Origin of the sequence: Sphingomonas panaciterrae, assembly GCF_036890205.1 — a bacterium.
Lineage (GTDB): Bacteria > Pseudomonadota > Alphaproteobacteria > Sphingomonadales > Sphingomonadaceae > Sphingomonas > Sphingomonas panaciterrae.
On sequence record NZ_JAKNQR010000002.1, the window covers coordinates 411,941 to 431,316 of the forward strand.

At 66.9% G+C, this 19,376-nt stretch carries 21 protein-coding genes; 14 read left to right on the forward strand and 7 right to left on the reverse strand.

The annotated features are described in order from the left end of the window. Nucleotides 1-7 precede the first annotated feature (7 nt). Complete coding sequence (locus tag L8F96_RS08925; protein ID WP_245995377.1) at nt 8-466, reverse strand: SH3 domain-containing protein; 459 nt, start codon at nt 464-466, stop codon at nt 8-10. A gap of 135 nt (nt 467-601) precedes the next feature. Between L8F96_RS08925 and L8F96_RS08930 the strand changes: the two genes are divergently transcribed. Both L8F96_RS08930 and L8F96_RS08935 read left to right on the forward strand, forming a co-directional pair. After that, nucleotides 602-1,600, forward strand: coding sequence for a 2-hydroxyacid dehydrogenase (locus L8F96_RS08930; RefSeq protein ID WP_046410995.1), 999 nt, complete (start codon nt 602-604; stop codon nt 1,598-1,600). A 91-nt stretch (nt 1,601-1,691) separates the two neighbouring features. Beyond that, nucleotides 1,692-1,883 (forward strand): hypothetical protein, encoded by a 192-nt coding sequence (locus L8F96_RS08935; protein WP_046410997.1) that lies wholly within the window; start codon nt 1,692-1,694, stop codon nt 1,881-1,883. A gap of 96 nt (nt 1,884-1,979) precedes the next feature. On the opposite strand, the gene L8F96_RS08940 is transcribed toward L8F96_RS08935, so the two are convergent. Next, a complete protein-coding gene (locus tag L8F96_RS08940; RefSeq protein ID WP_046411841.1) occupies nt 1,980-3,383 on the reverse strand; it encodes an NAD(P)H-dependent flavin oxidoreductase in 1,404 nt (467 codons plus the stop codon). 80 nt (nt 3,384-3,463) lie between these two features. Next, entirely contained in the window at nt 3,464-4,606 is a 1,143-nt protein-coding gene (locus tag L8F96_RS08945) for a glycosyltransferase (RefSeq protein WP_334655797.1), read from the reverse strand. 121 nt (nt 4,607-4,727) lie between these two features. Between L8F96_RS08945 and glsA the strand changes: the two genes are divergently transcribed. After that, complete coding sequence (gene glsA, locus L8F96_RS08950) at nt 4,728-5,669, forward strand: glutaminase A (RefSeq protein ID WP_334655798.1); 942 nt, start codon at nt 4,728-4,730, stop codon at nt 5,667-5,669. A 20-nt stretch (nt 5,670-5,689) separates the two neighbouring features. Here the strand turns inward: glsA and L8F96_RS08955 are convergent, their stop codons facing one another. Genes L8F96_RS08955 through L8F96_RS08965 form a run of 3 tightly spaced genes read right to left on the reverse strand, consistent with a single transcriptional unit; the run spans nt 5,690 to nt 8,491 of the window. Further along, complete coding sequence (locus tag L8F96_RS08955; protein WP_334655799.1) at nt 5,690-6,811, reverse strand: glycoside hydrolase family 130 protein; 1,122 nt, start codon at nt 6,809-6,811, stop codon at nt 5,690-5,692. Beyond that, the gene (locus L8F96_RS08960) at nt 6,808-7,581 is read right to left on the reverse strand and encodes an SDR family oxidoreductase (RefSeq protein ID WP_046411003.1); all 774 of its coding nucleotides are present in this window, start codon (nt 7,579-7,581) and stop codon (nt 6,808-6,810) included. Before L8F96_RS08960 ends, L8F96_RS08955 begins: the two co-directional genes overlap by 4 nt. 34 nt (nt 7,582-7,615) lie before the next feature. Next, nucleotides 7,616-8,491: an alpha/beta fold hydrolase gene (locus L8F96_RS08965; RefSeq protein WP_334655800.1), complete on the reverse strand. Its 876-nt coding sequence runs from the start codon at nt 8,489-8,491 to the stop codon at nt 7,616-7,618. A gap of 37 nt (nt 8,492-8,528) precedes the next feature. Between L8F96_RS08965 and L8F96_RS08970 the strand changes: the two genes are divergently transcribed. The 8 genes from L8F96_RS08970 to L8F96_RS09005 all read left to right on the forward strand — a co-directional run bounded on the left by L8F96_RS08970 (nt 8,529) and on the right by L8F96_RS09005 (nt 16,077). After that, nucleotides 8,529-9,899, forward strand: coding sequence for a protein adenylyltransferase SelO family protein (locus L8F96_RS08970; protein WP_334655801.1), 1,371 nt, complete (start codon nt 8,529-8,531; stop codon nt 9,897-9,899). A gap of 59 nt (nt 9,900-9,958) precedes the next feature. Further along, nucleotides 9,959-11,368, forward strand: a complete 1,410-nt coding sequence (astD, locus tag L8F96_RS08975) for a succinylglutamate-semialdehyde dehydrogenase (protein WP_334655802.1) — start codon at nt 9,959-9,961, stop codon at nt 11,366-11,368. Between the two features lie 40 nt (nt 11,369-11,408). Then, nucleotides 11,409-12,053 (forward strand): hypothetical protein, encoded by a 645-nt coding sequence (locus L8F96_RS08980; RefSeq protein ID WP_334655803.1) that lies wholly within the window; start codon nt 11,409-11,411, stop codon nt 12,051-12,053. A 93-nt stretch (nt 12,054-12,146) separates the two neighbouring features. Beyond that, entirely contained in the window at nt 12,147-12,938 is a 792-nt protein-coding gene (gene cobA, locus L8F96_RS08985) for a uroporphyrinogen-III C-methyltransferase (RefSeq protein WP_046411010.1), read from the forward strand. Continuing rightward, the gene (locus L8F96_RS08990) at nt 12,935-13,231 is read left to right on the forward strand and encodes a DUF2849 domain-containing protein (protein WP_046411012.1); all 297 of its coding nucleotides are present in this window, start codon (nt 12,935-12,937) and stop codon (nt 13,229-13,231) included. The genes cobA and L8F96_RS08990 overlap by 4 nt, the downstream gene beginning before the upstream one ends. Nucleotides 13,232-13,273: 42 nt before the next feature. After that, nucleotides 13,274-14,905 carry a nitrite/sulfite reductase gene (locus L8F96_RS08995; protein WP_334655804.1) on the forward strand — a complete coding sequence of 544 codons (1,632 nt, stop codon included), beginning with the start codon at nt 13,274-13,276 and terminating at the stop codon, nt 14,903-14,905. Further along, nucleotides 14,898-15,326 (forward strand): DUF934 domain-containing protein, encoded by a 429-nt coding sequence (locus tag L8F96_RS09000; protein WP_046411016.1) that lies wholly within the window; start codon nt 14,898-14,900, stop codon nt 15,324-15,326. Before L8F96_RS08995 ends, L8F96_RS09000 begins: the two co-directional genes overlap by 8 nt. After that, nucleotides 15,319-16,077: a phosphoadenylyl-sulfate reductase gene (locus L8F96_RS09005; protein WP_334655805.1), complete on the forward strand. Its 759-nt coding sequence runs from the start codon at nt 15,319-15,321 to the stop codon at nt 16,075-16,077. Before L8F96_RS09000 ends, L8F96_RS09005 begins: the two co-directional genes overlap by 8 nt. A gap of 42 nt (nt 16,078-16,119) precedes the next feature. Here L8F96_RS09005 and L8F96_RS09010 read toward each other — a convergent pair whose 3' ends face one another. Further along, nucleotides 16,120-17,610, reverse strand: a complete 1,491-nt coding sequence (locus L8F96_RS09010; protein ID WP_334655806.1) for a replicative DNA helicase — start codon at nt 17,608-17,610, stop codon at nt 16,120-16,122. A 119-nt stretch (nt 17,611-17,729) separates the two neighbouring features. Here L8F96_RS09010 and L8F96_RS09015 point away from each other — a divergent pair, with 119 nt between their 5' ends. The 3 genes from L8F96_RS09015 to L8F96_RS09025 are packed head-to-tail and all read left to right on the forward strand — an operon-like array spanning nt 17,730 to nt 19,347. Beyond that, nucleotides 17,730-18,212 carry a UPF0262 family protein gene (locus L8F96_RS09015; protein ID WP_334655915.1) on the forward strand — a complete coding sequence of 161 codons (483 nt, stop codon included), beginning with the start codon at nt 17,730-17,732 and terminating at the stop codon, nt 18,210-18,212. 5 nt (nt 18,213-18,217) lie between these two features. Then, a complete protein-coding gene (locus tag L8F96_RS09020; protein ID WP_334655807.1) occupies nt 18,218-18,892 on the forward strand; it encodes a GH25 family lysozyme in 675 nt (224 codons plus the stop codon). After that, the gene (locus tag L8F96_RS09025; protein WP_334655808.1) at nt 18,889-19,347 is read left to right on the forward strand and encodes a cytidine deaminase; all 459 of its coding nucleotides are present in this window, start codon (nt 18,889-18,891) and stop codon (nt 19,345-19,347) included. The genes L8F96_RS09020 and L8F96_RS09025 overlap by 4 nt, the downstream gene beginning before the upstream one ends. The last annotated feature ends 29 nt before the right edge of the window (nt 19,348-19,376 follow it).

Below are 19,376 nucleotides of genomic sequence, written 5' to 3' on the forward strand. Positions count from 1 at the left end.
CCAGCGATCACGGCAGCACTTCCTCTTGTTCCACGCCCCAGAGGCGGCTGATTTCCACGAAGCCCGCCTGGCCGCGAATATCGAGGCGGCACCAGCCGCGCGCGCATTGGCTGACCCGGCCGATCACGCCCGGTTCGGCGCGCCACAGGATGCGCGCGCCATAGGCGGGCCGGTCACGCAGTTCGGCGATCGACTCCTTGATCATCGCGGTGCGCGTGCTGCTGATCAGCGAGCCGAGCATCCACCCCTGGGTACCGCCGGGATCCTCCACCTTGCGCCATTCCTTGAACACGTCGACGACGCGGACCGGCAGGTCGGCGCGGACGTAGAGCCAGGTCGCCGGATAACTGCGTCCGGGGCCGGAGCGCATCCGGGCCTTTCCGGCCGAAATGGAGGCGAAATAGGGTGGTTTCGGCCTGTCCTTGGCCTGCGCGGCGACGTCATTGGCCACCAGCCCGAACAGCACGGCAAGCGCCACCCATCCCGCCGTCCATCGCCGCATCGATACACCCCCGTCGACCAAGCCGTTCCTGTAGCGCCCGCACGGCTGCCGCATCAACCGATCGTTGACGCCCGCGCCGCGCTTCGCCAATCCAATGCCATGGTCGATACTCGCCGCTGCGCCAATCCCCGCGTGATCGTGACGCGCGAATTGCCCGACATCACCATGGACCGGCTGGAGGCCCTGTTCGACACGGTCAACAACCGCGGTGACAAGGCGATGACCCGCGAGGAGCTGGCCGCTGCCATGTCCGATTGCGACGTGCTGGTGCCGACGGTGGTGGACACGATCGATGCAGAACTGATCGAGGGTGCCGGCGAGCGGCTGAAGCTGATCGCCAATTTCGGCGCGGGCGTGAACCATATCGACCTGAAGGCGGCGCGCCGGCGCGGCATCATCGTCACCAACACGCCCGGTGTGCTGACCGAAGATACCGCCGACATGACGATGGCGCTGATCGTCTCCGTCCCGCGCCGGCTGGCCGAGGGCGAGAAGCTGGTGCGGTCGGGCGAGTGGAAGGGTTGGAGCCCGGGCGGGATGCTCGGCCATCGCATCGGCGGCAAGGCGCTGGGCATCGTCGGTATGGGCCGCATCGGCCAGGCGGTGGCGCGCCGCGCGCGCGCGTTCGGCCTGTCGATCCATTATCACAATCGCCACCGGCTGCCGAAGGTGGTGGAGGCCGAACTGCAGGCGCAATGGCATCCCAATCTGGACGAGATGCTGGCCAATATCGACATCCTGACGATCCACACGCCGCGCAACGCCGACAGCGAAAACCTGATCAGCGCCGAGCGGATCGCGCTGCTGCGCTCGCACGTCTATCTGATCAACGCCAGCCGCGGCGGGATCGTCGACGAGGATGCGCTGATCGACGCGCTGGAGGCGGGGCGACTGGCGGGCGCGGGGCTGGACGTGTGGAAGCACGAACCGGCGATCGACCCGCGTTTGCTGGCGCTGCCCAATGTCGTGATGACGCCGCACATGGGATCGGCCACGTTCGAGGGGCGGCTGGCCACCGGCGAAAAGGTAATGACCAATATTCGCATGTGGGCCGATGGTCATCGGCCGCCCGACCAGGTGCTGGAAGGCTGGGTCTGAGTACCCGAGAACTGTAAAGTTGCGTGTCCTGCCGGAACGCAACCTATGTTGGGCGCATTGTCCGGTTGTTAAATCGATCGGAGAATGTGCGATGAAGAAGACGTTTCTTCTGTTGATGCTTGGCGCCACCGCCGTGACCACCTCAGCCTGCTCGACGCTGCGCGGCGCGGCAATTGGCGGTGCAGGTGGCGCTGGCGTGGCAGCGGCTACTGGTGGCAGCGTGGAAAAGGGCGCGGCGGTGGGCGGTACTGCCGGCGCGGTGATCGGCACCATCGACAATTGATGCGCCCCCCTGACCGTCATCCTTCTGGCGCAGCAACGCGAGGAGGATGACGGTGGAGGGATTGAAGGCCGGAGCGTCAGCCCCGGCCAGGCGTGATCAGTCGCCCGTCAGGATGCGATCGACGAGCTGCTTCACCGTTGGCACGAAGCCGTTCGAGTAGAAGGGATCGCGCTTGAAATTATAGGCCGCATGGCCGGCGAACATCAGGTTCGCCTCCGTATCGCCGCCGTGCGCGATATCCTGCAGCGTCTTCTGGATGCAGAAGCTGCGCGGGTCGGCAAGACGGCCGGTCGAGTTTGTCTCGGTATCCGCCCAGCTCGAGAACAGGCACTGGCTGAGGCAGCCCATGCAATCCGCCTGATCCTTGCGGATCTCCGCCTTTTCCTGCGGGGTCACGAACACGAGCGTATTGTCCGGCGTCTTCAATGCGTCGGTGAAGCCGTGGCCGAACCATTCGCGCGCGCGCAGCAAATCACCCTTGGTGACCCAGAAGTTCTTGCCCTTCACGCCCACGTCGAGCTGGAAGATGTGATCGCCAGCCTCCTTCGTCGAAAAGGCGATCTGGCGTTCCGAGCGCGCCTCAAGGCTACGCAGGAAAGGATTGCGGACGGCCGACGAATAGAAGCCGGTCGGCGAGAAGCGATGCAGGAGGACATCGCCCTCCTCGATCGTCATCAGCCGTTCCTTCCACTGCTGCGGAATCGGGCTTTCCTGCGTCAGCAGCGGGCGCGTGCCATACTGGAAGGCGATGGTGCCGAGTTCCGGATTGTCGATCCAGTCGTTCCAGTCGCGCAAATACCAGACGCCGCCGGCCATGATGATCGGCGTGGTATCGGGAATGCCGCCCTCGCGCATCGTTTCGCGCAGCGCCTTCACGCGGGGATAGGGATCCTCCGGCTTCAGCGGATCCTCGGCATTGGACAGGCCATTGTGGCCACCGGCGAGCCAGGGATCCTCATAGACTACCGCGGCCAGCAGCTCCGACACCTTGGAGTAAGCGCGCTTCCACAGCGCGCGGAAGGCGCGGCCGGAGGAGACGATCGGCAGGTAATTGACGTTGTAGGAAGCCGCGATCTCGCTCAGCTTGTACGGCATGCCGGCGCCGCAGGTGACACCGGCGACCATGCCGCGGGTCCGCTCCAGCACGCCTTGCAGCACGCGCTGCGCACCGCCCATTTCCCACAGCACGTTGATGTTGATCGCGCCCTTGCCGCCGGCGATCTCCCAGGCGCGCTGCACCTGCTGCACGGCGCCTTCGATGGCGTATTCGATCAGTTCCTCATGCCGGTCCCGCCGCGTCAGCGCATGATAGACCTGCGGAATGATCTTGCCTTCGGGATCGTAGCTGTCGGCGTTGACGGCGCTGACCGTGCCGATGCCGCCCGCAGCCGCCCACGCGCCGGCCGACGCATGATTGGTAGCCGCAACACCCTTGCCGCCTTCCACCAGCGGCCAAACCTCACGGCCATTGTAGACGATGGGCTTGAGCCCCTTAAACACGGCAGTCGCCACGGCCTTAAATCACCTCTCGAAAATCCAATAAGGCGCCCTAGCGAGAAAGGTTGCACGGCGCGAGCAATTTACGCCCTTGTCAGTGCGCCGGGCCGCCCGAGCGCCGATTCATACAGCGCGGCATACCGTGCGATCATCTGCCGCTCGTCATATTCCGCCTGTGCCTTGCGGCGGTTGGCTTCACCGACGGTGCGTCGCAATTCAGGGTCGGCGATCAGTGCCTGCATCGCGTCGCGCAGCCGGACCTCGCCGGGATAATCGGTGATGAAGGGCGCATTTTCCGGCGCCACCATGAACGGCACGTCGCCGACCGGCGGGGCGACGATCGGCAGCCCGGCCGCCATCGCCTCGACCACCGCGATGGGGAATTGCTCAGACCGTGAGGACAGCGCCAGCATGTCGAAATGCCCCATGAAACGATACGGCCGGTCGAGGAAGCCGGGGAGGACCAGCTCATCCTCGATCCCCATCGCCAGCGCCGCCTGTTCGATCGCGGCGCGTTCCGGCCCCTCGCCAACGATCACCAGCCGGAAGCGGTGCGACAATCCCCCCGCGGCGCGGACCAGCGCCGGCAAATCCTTCACCGCGCGAAGGCCAGCGACGGTGCCGATCACCACTTCCTTGGGCTTGCGCACGAAGCCGGGGATCGCCTTTGGCTCCGGGCGCTTGGCATACAGCTCGGTCGCGATGCCGTTGACGATGCGGTGAACTTTTGCGCGCGGCTGTTTCCAGGTGTCGAGCGCGATCCGCTCCAGCGTGGTGGAGGGTACCGCAAGACCGTGCGCGGCCGACAGTGCGAGCCGGCGGTAGAGGTTGCGTTCGCGCTTCAGCCCGGCGGCCTCATCCTCGTTGAAGCCATCCTCATGGTGCACCACGGGCGGCACGCCGCGCCCGAACACCCGGCGCGCCATGACGCCGTCGATGGCGCCCCAATTGTAGGTCAGCACCAGATCGAAGCGGCGCATGTAGCGGGCGATCGCATCGTAGCGGCCAACGGAGGGCTTGCCCTGCAACGGCGGGGGCGTCTGCGCGATTTCGTAGCGGATGCCCTTGGCGATCCGCTCGCGTGCGCCGTAGCGCCCCTCCATGCCGGACACGATCGTGTGTCGGGCACGATCGCCAAAGGCGTTCATCAGCCGCACCGCGCGCGCCTCCTTGCCGCCCAGATCAAAGGTGGAGTGGAGGTGCAGGATGTTGATCGGCTGTGGCATCGCGCGTCGCTTTAGCGATGATCAGGGCGAATGTTGAGCCATTGCCGCGACGCGCCTTCTCGCCGGCGCGGACCCATGCCGGCTCCCGCCAGTTAGACCGCTGAGACAAGCGGAGAACAACATGGATCAGGCGTTGCACGGGATCGTTCAGGACATTGCCCGCGAGATTAAGGCTGATGCGGTAGAAATTGAGGCCGCGGCGGATGCTAAGGAAGAGGGCAAGGCGCCGGGCGATTTCGGCATGGCCGTGGTCACGATGGACGAGGAAGTGATCACCGGCGGCGCGGCGGACACCCCCTTCCCGCTGCAAAGCATTGCCAAGGTCTTTGCACTGGAGCTGGCGCTGTGCGCGCTGGGCGACGACGTGTTCAAGCGCGTCGGGCGCGAGCCGTCGGGTGACCCGTTCAATTCAATCATCGACCTGGAGCGGACCGGCGGCATCCCCCGCAATCCCTTCATCAACGCTGGCGCGCTGGCCGTGGTCGACATCCTGGTCGAGCAGCTGGACGACGACAAACAGGCCAGCGCGGTGGTGGATTTCGTGCGCCATCATGCGTGCGTCGACGACGTGGCGCTGAACCAGAACGTGCTCGATTCCGAGCACAAGGGCGGCGACCTGAACCGCGCGATGATGAGCTTCATGCGCCACCACGGCAACCTCAACAGCGACCCGGACGAGGTGATGGAAGCCTATGTCAAGCAATGCGCGATCATGCTCGATTGCCGCGGACTGGCACGGACGGGGCTGTTCCTGGCGCATACCCGGCGCAATCCCGACGATGAGGATGCCGATGCCGTAGCAGTGCGGATGCGCAAGCTGCTCGCGCTGATGATGACGTGCGGCCATTATGATGGCTCGGGCGACTTCGCGATGCGGGTCGGCCTGCCCGCCAAGAGCGGCGTCGGTGGCGGCATCCTGGCGGTGGCGCCGGAACAGGGCGCGATCGCGGTCTGGTCCCCCAACCTCGACCAGAACGGCAATTCGATGCTGGGCGTGCGCGCGCTGGAGATGTTCGCCGACCGGACCGGCTGGTCGGTGTTCGGGCCGCCGATGGTGGCGTGAGCACGCGCGGCGGTCGCGCCTCAGCCGGGCGCGATCGCCGTCTTGGGAATGTGGGTGATGCGGCAGGCGAGATCAGCCTCGCCGCTCGCCACGATCCAATGGTCGCCAGCGTCGACGATGCCGGTCGTGAAGACCACATTGTCGAGGTACATGAGGTCCTTCAGCGGCTCGGTCAGCGCCGGGTTGGGCTCCAGTAGCGGCTGGTGCTGGGTGGCGACGGTGCGCCATGGCTCGTCACGGTCGAGCAATGTCCAATAGGTGCGGTAGATGCCGACCACGCCCGACGGCTCGACGCCGTGCCAGAGCGTGAGCCAGCCGTCGTCGGTCAGCACCGGCTGCGCGCCGCCGCCCATCCGCGCGGTGGCGACGGTCGCGGCATGGGGGCGGATGCCGGGATGGTCGCTCGGCTTCCAATGCAGCGCGTCGGGCGAGGAGGCGAGGTTGATCGACGGGCCGGCGCGCCATTCGCTGTCGGGCGGATAGGCGAAATAAAGGTCGCCCAGCGGCCGCGTCTGCGACCAGAACTTGCCGCCGATCCGCCCTTCGAAAATCAGCATGTCCTTGTTCTGGTGATCGAGGACGATCCCCTCGAGCTGCCAGTCGCGCGCGTCATCGCTGGTGTAGAGCGTGGTGGAATGCCGCTCCGGACTGACCGAGCAGGTGGTCATCAGATAGCGGCCGTCGACACGACTGATGCGCGCATCCTCGACACCGTAATTCTGGTAGCTGGCACGCGGCGCGATCGCCTGGTCGTAACGCACCGCCTCGACCCGCCGGCCGCTCGCGTCGAGTTCGACCGGGAGCAGCCAGGACAGCGAGGTCAGCGCCATCACCTTCCACCCGCCGCCGCGCATCATGAACTTGCGCGGATCGGCGGTGTCGACGAGCTGCAGCGGCCAATTGTCGAGGTGATAACGCCCGTCGTGCCAGCGGATGGCGCGGACATGACCGTCGCGGATGGGGGTGCGCAGCGCCTCCGCGACCCGAACCATCATCAGCAGATTGCCGTTGGGCAGCCGGGTCATGCCCGGGTTGAAGGCGCCCAGGACATAGGTTTCCTCGTCGATGTGCCCGGCGAGCGGGGAGCGCGACAGGTCGACGTCGTGCGGGGTGAATACCAGATGGTCGAGCGGGAAGGTCATTCTTCGTCCTGCATCCGGGGAGATATGGTCAGTTGCTGGACGACCGCGCGGCGCGGCTGGGTCAGCAGGTAATGGACGCCGACGGCGATATCCTCCGCGCGCAGCATCTCTTCCTTGGCGATCCGCTCCGCCTGTTCCTCGGGCGTGCCGCCGACCATGTCGCTGCCGGTCAGCCCGGGCTCTACCAGCGAGACGCGCACGCCCTTGCGCCCAAGCTCGCGCCGCAGCGCGATGGCGAACCCCTGAATGCCGTATTTGATGCCGGCGTAGACGGTGGAGCCCTTGCCCAGCACATAGGCGCTCATCGAGCCGATCAGGACGATGTCGCCGCTGCCCTTCGCATCCTCGCCGTGCGCGCCCATCGCCTTCGCCGCAGCCTGCGCCGACAGGAGATAGGCGGTGAAATTGCTGCCGATCGTGTAGCGAAGCTCCGCCTCGCTCATGTCGGTCAGCCCCTCGGCGCCGCGTGCGGCGTTGATCACCGCGACGTCCACGCCACCGAGATAGGCGCTTGCGGCATCGAACAGCCGGGCGACATTATCTTCCTCGGCGAGGTCAATGCTCATGCCGTCGCCCTCGCCCACCTCCCGGATGCGCTTCAGCGCGTCGGCGAGATGGGTTTCGTCGCGGCCGCAGACGAACACTTTTGCGCCCTCGCTCGCCAGCAGCACCGCGATCGCGCGGCCGATCCCGGTGGTACCGCCGGTGATCAATACGCGCCGCCCGGCAATCGGCGTCGTCGCGGTATGCGCATCGGAAATGTCGGCCATGAAAGCTCCTGTTCGCGGGAGCAGTTCCGACGTTTCAGGCGCTTGCGGGTTCCACGGCAGCGCGCGCGAGCCATCGGTCGATCGGCCCCTGCACCGCCGGCTCGGTGAGCAGCGGTGCGTGCCCCACGCCCGGCACCGTCACCAGTTCAGCGAGCGGCAGGCTGGCGACCATGCGTTCCGCCACGCTGGCGCTGAGCACGTCCGATCGGCCGCCGCGAACGATCAGCACCGGCACCGTCGCCAGCGCATGAAGCGCGCCCCACATGTCAGGGCCCGTTTCGTTGCCCGGCACGCGAAACGGCTCGGCAATGCGCAGGTCGTAGTCGAGCACGATGCGGCCATTGCTGGTCAGCCGGTACAGACGCTTGGCCATCGCCAGCCAATCCTCGATCCCGAAATCGGGATAGGCATCGGCATTCGCCTCCCGCGTGGCGCGCGCGGCGTGCATCCAGGTCGGCCAGGTGCTGGACCGCCCGACATAGCCCCGGATGCGCGCGAGCCCGGCCGGTTCGATCTCTGGCCCCACATCGTTTAGCAGCGCCCCGGCAATGCGGCTCGGCACCAGCCCGGCGAGCAACATGGTCACGATGCCGCCCAGCGCGGTCCCGATGGCGATGAACCGGTTGATCCGATGTTCCGACAGAAATGCCGCCACGTCACGGGCATAGGTGGTCGGCACGTAGCTCATCGGATCCCTGGCGTGGGCGCTTTCGCCGCGGCCGCGCAGGTCGAGCGCGAAGACCCGCCGCTCTCCCGCGATCCGCCGGGCGAGCGCGTCATAATCGCGCGCATTGCGCGTCAGGCCCGGGAGGCAGACCACCGGCAGCGCGGCATCGTCACCGGGATAGTCGCGGGCGTGAAGCCGCAACCCGTCGTCCGATGACCAAAATATGTCCTGCCAGGCGGCCATCCTTGCACCTTTCGTCGCGCGCGCCCCATATCCACGCATGGCCCCAGAACCACAAGCTGCCCCGCACGCCTATCAACCAGAGACGCTGATCCTGTCGCTTGGCGACGCCTTCTACGATCCGGTAGCGGCGGCCGATTTTCCCGAGACCACGCTGCGGTTCCGCAATGATCGCGCGGCGGCCGAGGTCGGCCTCGATACGCTCGACGATGGCGCGTGGCTGGAACATTTCGGCCGCTTCCGGCCGCTTCCGGCCACGCTGCCGCAACCGCTGGCCTTGCGGTATCACGGCCATCAGTTCCGCGTGTACAATCCCGATCTGGGCGACGGGCGCGGCTTCACCTTTGCCCAGCTGCGCGACCGCAACGGCCGGCTGATGGACCTTGGCACCAAGGGATCGGGCCAGACGCCGTGGAGCCGCGCCGGTGACGGGCGACTGACGCTGAAGGGCGGCGTGCGCGAAGTGCTGGCGACCGAAATGCTGGAGGCGCTGGGCGTGCGCACGTCGCGGACCTTTTCGCTGATCGAGACCGGAGAAGCGCTGGAGCGCAACGACGAGCCCTCCCCCACCCGCGCCGCGGTGCTGGTGCGGCTGAGCCACGGCCATGTGCGCATCGGATCGTTCCAGCGGCTCGCCTATGAGCGCGACGAGGAATCGATGCGCCGGCTGGTTCGCTATGTCCTGACCAACCTTTATGGCGAGGACAGCGATGATCCGGTCAGGCTGCTGAGCCTGGTGGTCGACGGCACGGCGCAGCTGGCGGCGAGCTACATGGCGGCGGGGTTCGTCCATGGCGTGCTCAATTCCGACAATATCAACGTCACGGCCGAAAGCTTCGATTATGGCCCGTGGCGGTTCGCGCCGACGTGGGAGCCGGGCTTTACCGCCGCCTATTTCGACCATGCCGGGCTGTACGCCTTTGGCCGGCAGCCCGAGGCGATCCATTGGGACGTGATGCAGCTTGCCGCGTCGCTGCGGCTGCTGTCCGAGGCGGAGCCGCTGATCGCCGCGCTGGAGCGGTTCGCGCCGGAATATCAGCGCGCGGTGGTCGAGGCTTTCCTGTGGCGGATGGGACGCCGGCCGAGCGGGAGCGACGCCGACCGGGCGCTGGTGCAGGCCACCGAGCGCGCGTTGCGCGAAACGGCGACGGGGATCGACCGTTTCTTCTTCGACGCCTTCGCCCAACCGCTGCCGCCCACTTATGGTGAGCCATGGACGGAGGTGCGCGCACTGCTCGACGCCGCGCCGCTGCGCGCCGAGCGATCACATTCCTATTGGCAGGGTGAGCCCTGTTCGATGCTGATCGAGGAAGTGGAAGCCATCTGGCAGCCGATCGCCGAGCGCGACGACTGGGCACCATTCCATGCCAAGGTCGCCGCGATCAGGGTTATGGGCGAGGCACTTCGCTGACCTTGTGACACCGCCGGTTCCTATCCTAAAGCAAGCGACGTGACGTCAAAGGGCCATCCGTGAGCGAGATCATCTCCTTCGAACCAGCGACCGGCGCCGAATTGTGGCGCGCGGCGGTGGGAGACGTCGACGCGGAGGTCGCGGCGGCGCGATCGGGCTGGGCCACCTGGGCGGCTCGCCCGCTGACCTATCGCATCGAGACGCTGCGCCGCTTCGCCAATGTCGTGCGATCGCGGCACGAGGCGTTCGCCGACGTGATCGCGCGCGAGACGGGCAAGCCGCTTTGGGAGGCGCGCACCGAGGTCGACACGGTGATGGCCAAGGTGGATATCTCGGTGTCCGCTTATGCCGACCGGACGGCGCAGCGCCGGCTGGACGCGCCGATGGGGTCGCGCATGGCGGTGCGGCACAAGCCGCATGGCGTGCTGGCGGTGCTGGGGCCGTACAATTTCCCCGCGCATCTGCCCAATGGCCACATCGTCCCCGCGCTGATCGCGGGCAATGCCGTGGTGTTCAAGCCATCGGAAAAGACGCCGGCGTCGGGCGCCTTCCTGGTCGATTGCTATCGCGCGGCAGGCGTGCCGGAGGAATGCATCCGGCTGGTCATTGGCGGGCCGGACGAGGGCCGCGCATTGGCCGGGCATGACGGGATGGACGGATTGCTGTTCACCGGATCGGCGCGCACCGGCCTGGCGCTCAACCGTGCGTTCGCCGAGAAGCCGGAGAAGATCCTGGCGCTGGAGATGGGCGGCAACAATCCGATCATCGTGTGGGACACGCCCGACCTGTATGCCGCGTCGATCATCATCATCCAGTCGGCCTTCACCACCGCCGGCCAGCGGTGCACCGCGGCGCGGCGGCTGATCGTTGACCAGAAATTGTTCGATCCGCTGATGGAGCAGCTCGACAAGCTGATCTCGCGGCTGATCGTCGGCGCGCCGCATGATGACCCGGCACCGTACATGGGCCCTGTGATCGACAATGAGGTGGCCGACCAGCTGAGCGAGAGTTTCCTCGCGCTGCTGATGCGCGGCGGGCGGCCGATCCGGCATCTCCAGCGCACGCAGCCCGATCGCCCGTTCCTGCTGCCTGGCGTGATCGACATGACCGAGGCGAGCGAGCGGCCCGACATGGAATTGTTCGGTCCAATCCTTCAGGTGGTGCGGACCGAGACGTTCGACGAAGCGATCGCGGAGGCGAACAACACCCGCTACGGCCTGTCCGCCTCGCTGATCAGCCAGACACCGGGGCTGTACGATCGTTTCTGGTCCGGCGCGCGGGCGGGCATCGTCAACTGGAACCGGCCGACCAACGGCGCCTCCTCCGCCGCGCCGTTCGGCGGCATCGGCTGGTCGGGCAATCACCGGCCGAGCGCTTATTATGCGGCCGATTATTGCGCCTATCCGGTGGTGTCGAACGAGGCGGATGCGGCGCGTGCGTCGATCGGCATCGGGCTGCGCGACGCCTGATCCGGGCGCAACCCGACGGCTGGTCGGCCGTTCAGCACGGATGCGAAACCTTTCCCCGGCGCTGATCCTGGCGGTCGCGCTTGCCGCCTGCTCGTCCGAGCCCGAGAGCCCCAACAGCGCAGCGCCGGTCGATGCAACGACCGAAGCGACGGAGGGAGCGACGGTGCCGGCAGCCACCCCCACGCCGCTCAGCAGCCCGACACCGGTCGCCAGCCCGACTGCGGCGCCGACACCCGCCGAAACCCCAGCACCGGGCAAGACGCTGGCCCTCGAGGGGTTGGGCGCGTTGCGCATTGGCGAGGCGGTGCCGCGCGGCAGCGGCTGGGCCGAGCGCGGCGCGCAGATCGACGAGGGCTGCCGCACGGTCAGCTCGCCCGCCTATCCCGGCGTCTATGCGATCGTGACCGAGGGCAAGGTGCGCCGCATCACCGTTGGCCAGCGATCCGACGTGAAGCTGGTCGAGGGGATCGGCGTCGGATCGAGCGAACAGGCGGTGCGGCAATGGTTCGGCGGCTTTCGCGCGGAGCCGCACAAATATGAGGATCGCCCGGCGAAGTATCTGACCGCGCCCAATGCCGCGAGCGGCGACCCGGCGGTGCGGTTCGAGATCGGGCAGGACGGCAAGGTCAGCCTGATCCATGTCGGGACGATGCCGGTGCTCGGCTATGTGGAGGGCTGCGCCTGATAGCGGCGGCGTAAGAGCGAATAGCTGACCTACGGCAACGCCAAGGATCGCTCGGTTGCTGCGCTGTCACGGCAGGACCATGTTCACGTAACGATGGCGAGCCTTCTTGATCCCGATGCACGCGGACGCGTGATCCTTGTTGGTGCCGGCCCGGGCGATCCGGGCCTGCTGACCGTTCGCGCCGTGGAGGCGCTGAAAGCCGCGGACGTGGTGGTGCACGACGGGTTGATCGACCCGCGCGTGCTCGACATTGCGCCGGCCGATGCGCACCGCATCTCGGTGGCGAAGCGGCGCGCGCGCCACACATTGCCGCAGGAGGCGATCAATGCGCTGATCGTGGCGCATGTGCGCGCGGGCAGCCAGGTCGTGCGGCTGAAGGGCGGCGACCCGTTCATCTTCGGGCGCGGCGGCGAGGAAGTGGAGGCGGTGCGTGCCGCCGGTCTGCCCGTCGAGGTGATCCCCGGCGTCTCGGCGGCGCTCGGCTGCGCGGCGGAGGCGATGCTGCCGCTGACGCACCGCGATCATTCCAGCGCGGTCAGCTTCGTCGCTGGCCAGTGCAAGGGGCTGACCGAACAGGATTGGTCGGGCCTCGCCGGCCAGGGGCGCACGCTGGTGATCTACATGGGCGTTGCCACCGCGGATGCGATTGCGGACAAATTGATCGCCGATGGCGTCGCGCCCGACATGCCCGTCGCGGTGCTGGAAAAGGGCACCTGCCCTGGCCACCGCGCGCTGAAGACGCTGCTGGCGGATCTGGGCGCGATGGTGGGACGCGAGAAGGTGGCGAGCCCGGCGATCATCGTCGTGGGCGAAGTCGTCGAACTGTCGGATGCGGAGGACAAATTGGTAGCCTGGGCACGTGCTGCGGAGAGCATGAACGGATGAAATTGCTGACGGGGAATGATCTGGTGACCGGCGACGTCACATGGTGGACCGGCGAAGGCTGGTCGCGCCATGTCGAGGATGCCGTCGATGTGGGCGATCGCGGCGAGGCGATCGCCAAGGCGGAGGAAGGCGCGCGCCGGGTCAACGTGCCCTATGTGATCGACGCGGTGGCGACGCCCGAGGGGCCGCGGCCGGCGCATATCAAGGACCGCATCCGCGCGCTGGGGCCCACCGTCCGCCCGGACCTGACGCTGAAGCCGGCTGATCCCGATGCGGGCAGCTGGGTAATTTGACCCGCGATCCCGCCGGCGAGCGGCGGGGACCAGGAAGACACGATGTATCAGTATGACCAGTATGACCAGTCGATCGTCGACGCCCGGGTGGAGGAATTCCGCGACCAGGTGAAGCGGCGCCTCGCGGGTCAGATGACCGAGGACCAGTTCAAGCCGCTGCGGCTGATGAACGGCCTGTACCTGCAGTTGCACGCCTATATGCTGCGCGTGGCGGTGCCCTATGGCACGCTGAGCAGCCGGCAGATGCGGATGCTGGGGCATGTCGCGCGCAAGTATGACCGCGGCTATGGCCATTTCACGACGCGCCAGAACATTCAGTTCAACTGGATCAAGCTGGAGGATGCGCCCGATATCCTCGCCGAGCTGGCAACGGTGGAGATGCACGCCATCCAGACCAGCGGCAATTGCATCCGCAACATCAGTTCGGACCAGTTCGCCGGCGCGGCCGCCGACGAAGTGACCGACCCGCGCCCCTGGGCGGAGCTGCTGCGGCAATGGTCGACGTTCCACCCCGAGTTCACCTACCTGCCGCGCAAGTTCAAGATTGCGGTGATCGCGGCGGCGGAGGATCGCGCGGCGATGCGGCTGCACGATATCGGGATCGAGCTGCTGAAGAAGGACGGCGTGCTGGGCGCCAAGATCTTCGTGGGCGGCGGCATGGGCCGCACCCCGATGATCGCACACGAAATCCGCGATTTTGTCACCGCCGACGAGCTGCTGAGCTACCTCGAGGCGTGCCTGCGCGTGTACAATCGCTACGGCCGGCGCGACAATATCTACAAGGCGCGGATCAAGATCCTGGTGCACGAACTGGGCCCGGACGAATATGGCCGCCAGGTCGAGGAGGAATTCGCCCATGTGAAGACGCTGGGCATCGACCCTCCGGTGGCGGAGCTGGAGCGGATCAGCGCCTTCTTTGCGCCGCCGTCGTTCGAAAGCGGCCTGTCGGATGAGGTGGATCGCAGCGATCCCGATTTCGCCGTCTGGCTGGATCAGAATGTGAAGCCGCACAAGCAGCCGGGCTATGCGATCGTGAACGTCTCACTGAAGCCGGTCGGCGGCATCCCCGGCGACGCCTCCGCCGACCAGATCGACGTGATGGCGGACCTCGGCGAGCGTTACTCGTTCGACGAACTGCGCGTGACCCATGCGCAGAACATCGTCCTGCCGCATGTGCGCAAGGCCGACCTGTATGCGTTGTGGCAGAAGCTGACCGAGGCGGGGCTGGCCGAGGCGAACCTCGACCTCATCAGCGACATCATCGCCTGCCCCGGCCTGGATTATTGTAGCCTCGCCAATGCGCGGTCGATCCCGCTGGCGCAGAAGATCGCGCAGCGCTTCAGCGATCTCGATCGCCAGCGCGACCTGGGCGAGCTGAAGCTCAAGATCTCGGGCTGCATCAACGCCTGCGGCCACCACCATGCCGGGCACATCGGCATCCTGGGCGTCGATAAGAAGGGCAAGGAAAACTACCAGCTTTCGCTTGGCGGATCGGGCGCGGAGGACGTGAGTCTCGCCAAGATCACCGGCCCCGGGTTCGACGAGGATGGCGTGGTCGACGCGATCGAGCGCGTGACCGACCGTTTCGTTCAGGTGCGCGAGCCGGGCGAGCGCTTCCTCGACACCTATCGCCGTGTTGGCTTCGAGACGTTCAAGGAGGCGATCTATGGATAATCTGCTCCGCTTCCGCGACGACGAGGCGCATGACGAGCCGGCGATCACGCTGGATTCCTTCCTCGACGGCCAGACCAATGCCGGCGCGGTGCGCCTGGAGGCGGGCGACGACGCGCGCGCGCTGCTGCCGCTGCTCGGCCAGCTGGCGCTGGTCGAGGTGAGCTTCCCCAGCTTTCGCGACGGACGTGGCTATTCCGCGGCGCGGATCCTGCGCGAGGCGGGTTACACCGGCGAGCTGCGCGCCGCGGGCGACGTGCTGGTCGACCAGATCCCGCATATGCGCCGCTGCGGCTTCGACAGCTTCGCGCCCGAAGCGCCGGTCGATGCCGAGACGCTGAAGCGCAGCCTTAACCGCTACGACCACCCCTATCAGCGCGCGGCCGATCCGGCGGTGCCCGTTTGGAAGTTACGCCATGGCTAGTGCTGCTCGTTGCCTCGACATGATCGATGTCGCGCCCGCCTTCACCGCCGAGGACGCGGCGGCGATGGAGGCGCGCTTTGCCGGCGTGTCCACGCAGGACATGCTGCGCGATCTGCTAGGCGGCGAGCTGAAAGGCCGCATCGCGGCGGTTTCGTCGTTCGGGACGGAATCGGCCGTGCTGCTGCACATGGTGGCGCAGGTCGACCAGGACGTGCCGGTAATCTTCACCAACACGCAGAAGATGTTCGGCGAGACGCTGGAATATCGTGACGAGCTGTCGGAGCGGCTGGGCCTCACCGACCTGCGCGTCTTTCGCCCCGATCCGCGACTGCTGGCGGCGAAGGACGCAAACGGGCTGCGCTGGTCCTATGATCCCGACGGCTGCTGCGACCTGCGCAAGGTGGAGCCGCTGCGCCGGGCGCTGCTGCCGTTCGACGCCTGGATCTCGGGCCGCAAGGGCTTCCAGTCGACGACGCGCGCCGCGCTGCCGCGGTTCGAGGTGGACGACGGGCGGTTGAAGCTGAACCCGCTGGCCGACTGGGACCGCGCGCGGCTGGAGGCCTATTTCGACGAGTACGAGCTGCCGCGCCATCCGCTGGAGGCGAACGGCTATCCTTCGATCGGATGCAAGCCGTGCACGTCCAAGGTGCAGCCGGGCGAGGATCCGCGCGCCGGCCGCTGGCGCGGCTGGGACAAGGTGGAATGCGGCATCCACGTGCCCGAGAAGCCGGGCGAAGAACCCGCCTTCTGATTGGCGGGGCGGGCGAGCGTCGCCGCTCGCCCTGCCCATCGATCAATAGCCGGCGTAGTCGCTGAAACGGGTCACGCTCGGGTCGAACTTCATCGTCACCTTGCCGGTCGCGCCGTGACGCTGCTTGGCGATGATCAGCTCGGCAAGGCCGTACACGCGCTCCATGTCGCTGGCCCATTGCGCGTGATCCTCGAAGATCTTCGCCGCGTCGCCTTCGGTCGGGCGCTTGGGCTCCTTGGCGGCGACGTAATAATCCTCGCGGAACACGAACCAGACCATGTCGGCGTCCTGCTCGATCGAGCCGGATTCGCGAAGGTCGGAGAGCTGCGGGCGCTTGTCCTCGCGCTGCTCCACCGCACGGCTGAGCTGCGAGAGCGCGAGCACCGGGACGTGCAGATCCTTTGCCAGCGTCTTCAGGCCACGGCTGATTTCCGAGATTTCCTGCACGCGGTTGCCGTCGCCCGCCTTGCCGCTGCCCGAGAGCAGCTGAAGGTAATCGACGATGACGAGGCCAATCTCGTTATTGTGGCGCCGCTGCAGACGGCGGACGCGGGTGTGCAGCGCGCTGATCGACAGGCCGCCGGTGTCGTCGATGAACAGCGGCAGGCTTTCCAGGTCAGCCGCGGCGGCGGCGAGCTGGTGAAACTCGGCGCGACTGATGTCGCCGCGACGCAGCTTTTCCGAGGTGATGCGCGATTGCTCGGCCAGGATACGCGTCGCCAGCTGATCGGCGGACATTTCGAGGCTGAAGAAGGCGACCTTGGCGCCGATCGATTCGCTGGGCGCGATGCCGGCCTTCATGTCCATCATCCAGCGCTGCGCGGCGTTGAACGCGATGTTGGTGGCGAGCGAGGTCTTGCCCATGCCCGGACGGCCGGCGAGGATCATCAAGTCCGACCGGTGCATGCCGCCGATGCGCGCGTTGACGGTGTCGAACCCGGTGGTGATACCCGAGACCTTGCCGCCGGAGTTCAGCGCCGTCTCCGCCATCTTCAGCGCGACCTTGGTCGCCTGCGCGAAGCTCTTGATCGCATTTTCGGTCGTGCCGTCGGCGGCGACCTTGAACAGTTCCTCCTCGGCGAGCTCGATCTGGGCGCGCGGGTTCACCTCCTCCGAGGTATCCATCGCGCGTTCAACCAAAGTGCGCCCGACCGTCACCAGCGAGCGGAGCATGGCGAGATCGTAGATCTGCTGCGCGAACTGGCGTGCGCCGATCAGGCCTGCGCCCGAGCCGGTGAGCTGTGCGAGATAGGCCGGGCCGCCTAGCTCGCGCATCCCCTCGTCCGCCTCGAACATCGGGCGCAGCGTGACGGGGGTGGCGAGCATGTCATTGGAGCGCAGCGTCTTGATCGCGGCGAAGATGCGGCCGTGGACGGGCTCATAGAAATGCGCCGGGTCGAGCCGGTCGGCGATGTCGTCGGCCAGCCGATTGTCGATCATCATCGCGCCGAGCAGCGCGGCCTCCGCCTCGACGTTGCGGGGCAGCTGAACGGGTTCGGCCGGAGCCGGTTGGGGAAATGCCAGTGTAGCCATCAGACGACCGCATCTACCCCCGATCGCGCGTTGCGTGAACCGGCAGGACGTTGAAAGCTGTGGATGAGATTGCCCCACCCCTCATTGCCGCGCCCGCCGTTGGCCAGTATCGGGTCGTGATGGCCGATCCCCGGATCATCGATATCGAACTGGACGAGCGCACGATCCTGTGGCGCTCGGCCGATATCGAGCAGGAACGGCGCATTGCGATCTTCGATCTGATCGAGGGAAATCACTTCGCCCCGCAGAAACAGCACCCCGATGGCTATGCCGGGCCCTACCGACTGGCACTGTCGGTCGAGGAAGGACGGCTGATCCTGCAGATCAAACGCGAGGATGGCAGCCCGCTGGAGGCGCATATCCTGGGCATGGGGCGGTTCCGCCGCCCGATCCGCGATTATTTCGCGATCTGCGACAGCTATTACCAGGCGATCCGGCAATCCACGCCGCAGCAGATCGAGACGATCGATATGGCCCGTCGCGGGATTCACAATGAAGCGGCGGAGTTGCTGAAGGATCGACTGGCGGGCAAGATAGAGCTCGATTTCGATACCGCGCGCCGGCTGTTCACGCTGATCTGCGTGCTTCACATCAAGGGTTGATTATCTTGTTTCGGTTGAGGCGTTTCCTGCTGCTCGTCGGCGTGCTTGTCGTTGGCGCGCTGTTCGCCTGGCGTGCGGCGGTTCAATGGCATCCGGCGGTGGCGGACTATGCGGTGCAGGGCGTCGACGTGAGCGATGCCAATGGCGCAGTGGAGTGGAAGGTCGTCGCCGGGGGCGGGGCCGATTTCGCTTATGCCACCGCGACGCATGGGGCGCGGCGGCGCGACCAGCGGTTTGAGGAGAATTGGGAGGGAATCGCCGGCGCCGGCATGCGGCGCGGGGCGGTGCACCGCTGGTCCTTGTGCGACCCGGCGATCGACCAGGCCAATGCGTTCAACACCATGGTCCCGCGTGATGAGGAGGCGCTGCCCGCGGCGATCGATTTCGACTTTGCCGAGGATTGCGCCAATCGCCCGGACGCCGCGACGCTGATCGAGGAGGTGCGCAGCGCCGCGGCGCTGATCGAGGCGCATACCGGCAAGCCCGTGCTGCTCCGGGTGTCGCGCGCGTTCGAGCGCGATTATGATCTGGCGAGCGCCCTCCCCCGTCCGGTGTGGGCGAGCGGTCTATTCTTCAAGCCTGATTATGCCGCCCGGCCGTGGCGCATGTGGCGGGCGAGCGACATACGGCGGATCGACGGTATCGACGGTCCCGTGAACTGGAACGTGGCAGCATCATGAACGACGAAGCGACTACCCTCATCGACCAAGCCCGTGCCGCGGCGCGCAATGCCCATGCGCCCTATTCCAATTTCGGCGTCGGCGCGGCGGTGCTGCTGAGCGACGGCCAGGTGGTGGGCGGGGCGAATTTCGAGAACGCCAGCTACGGCCTGTCGCTTTGTGCGGAAACGGTGGCGATCGCCACGGTCAACGCACAGGGGCGGCTGGCCGATGTGGTGGCGATCGGCGTCGTGGGCGGCATGATCCGCGATGGCGCGATCGTCGGCGCCGACGTGGTGCGCCCGTGCGGCCGCTGCCGACAGGTGATCAACGAGGCGGCGCAGATCGGCGGGCGCGACATCCGCGTGCATTGCGCGGGCGCCGAGGGCGACGCGCTGACCAGCTATCGCCTTTCGGAGTTGCTGCCCGACGCCTTTGGCCCAGCGGACCTGGGCATTTCCGCCCGCCGCGACTGATCGACACGCCACCCACAGACAAGGGTGGC

Bases quoted from the DNA above. Each gene is read 5' to 3' on its own strand.
- L8F96_RS08930 (WP_046410995.1), top strand. From the start codon at position 602: ATGGTCGATACTCGCCGCTGCGCCAATCCCCGCGTGATCGTGACGCGC.
- L8F96_RS08935 (WP_046410997.1), top strand. From the start codon at position 1,692: ATGAAGAAGACGTTTCTTCTGTTGATGCTTGGCGCCACCGCCGTGACC.
- L8F96_RS08945 (WP_334655797.1), bottom strand. From the start codon at position 4,606: ATGCCACAGCCGATCAACATCCTGCACCTCCACTCCACCTTTGATCTG.
- glsA (WP_334655798.1), top strand. From the start codon at position 4,728: ATGGATCAGGCGTTGCACGGGATCGTTCAGGACATTGCCCGCGAGATT.
- L8F96_RS08955 (WP_334655799.1), bottom strand. From the start codon at position 6,811: ATGACCTTCCCGCTCGACCATCTGGTATTCACCCCGCACGACGTCGAC.
- L8F96_RS08960 (WP_046411003.1), bottom strand. From the start codon at position 7,581: ATGGCCGACATTTCCGATGCGCATACCGCGACGACGCCGATTGCCGGG.
- L8F96_RS08965 (WP_334655800.1), bottom strand. From the start codon at position 8,491: ATGGCCGCCTGGCAGGACATATTTTGGTCATCGGACGACGGGTTGCGG.
- L8F96_RS08970 (WP_334655801.1), top strand. From the start codon at position 8,529: ATGGCCCCAGAACCACAAGCTGCCCCGCACGCCTATCAACCAGAGACG.
- L8F96_RS08980 (WP_334655803.1), top strand. From the start codon at position 11,409: ATGCGAAACCTTTCCCCGGCGCTGATCCTGGCGGTCGCGCTTGCCGCC.
- cobA (WP_046411010.1), top strand. From the start codon at position 12,147: ATGGCGAGCCTTCTTGATCCCGATGCACGCGGACGCGTGATCCTTGTT.
- L8F96_RS08990 (WP_046411012.1), top strand. From the start codon at position 12,935: ATGAAATTGCTGACGGGGAATGATCTGGTGACCGGCGACGTCACATGG.
- L8F96_RS08995 (WP_334655804.1), top strand. From the start codon at position 13,274: ATGTATCAGTATGACCAGTATGACCAGTCGATCGTCGACGCCCGGGTG.
- L8F96_RS09000 (WP_046411016.1), top strand. From the start codon at position 14,898: ATGGATAATCTGCTCCGCTTCCGCGACGACGAGGCGCATGACGAGCCG.
- L8F96_RS09005 (WP_334655805.1), top strand. From the start codon at position 15,319: ATGGCTAGTGCTGCTCGTTGCCTCGACATGATCGATGTCGCGCCCGCC.
- L8F96_RS09010 (WP_334655806.1), bottom strand. From the start codon at position 17,610: ATGGCTACACTGGCATTTCCCCAACCGGCTCCGGCCGAACCCGTTCAG.
- L8F96_RS09015 (WP_334655915.1), top strand. From the start codon at position 17,730: ATGGCCGATCCCCGGATCATCGATATCGAACTGGACGAGCGCACGATC.
- L8F96_RS09025 (WP_334655808.1), top strand. From the start codon at position 18,889: ATGAACGACGAAGCGACTACCCTCATCGACCAAGCCCGTGCCGCGGCG.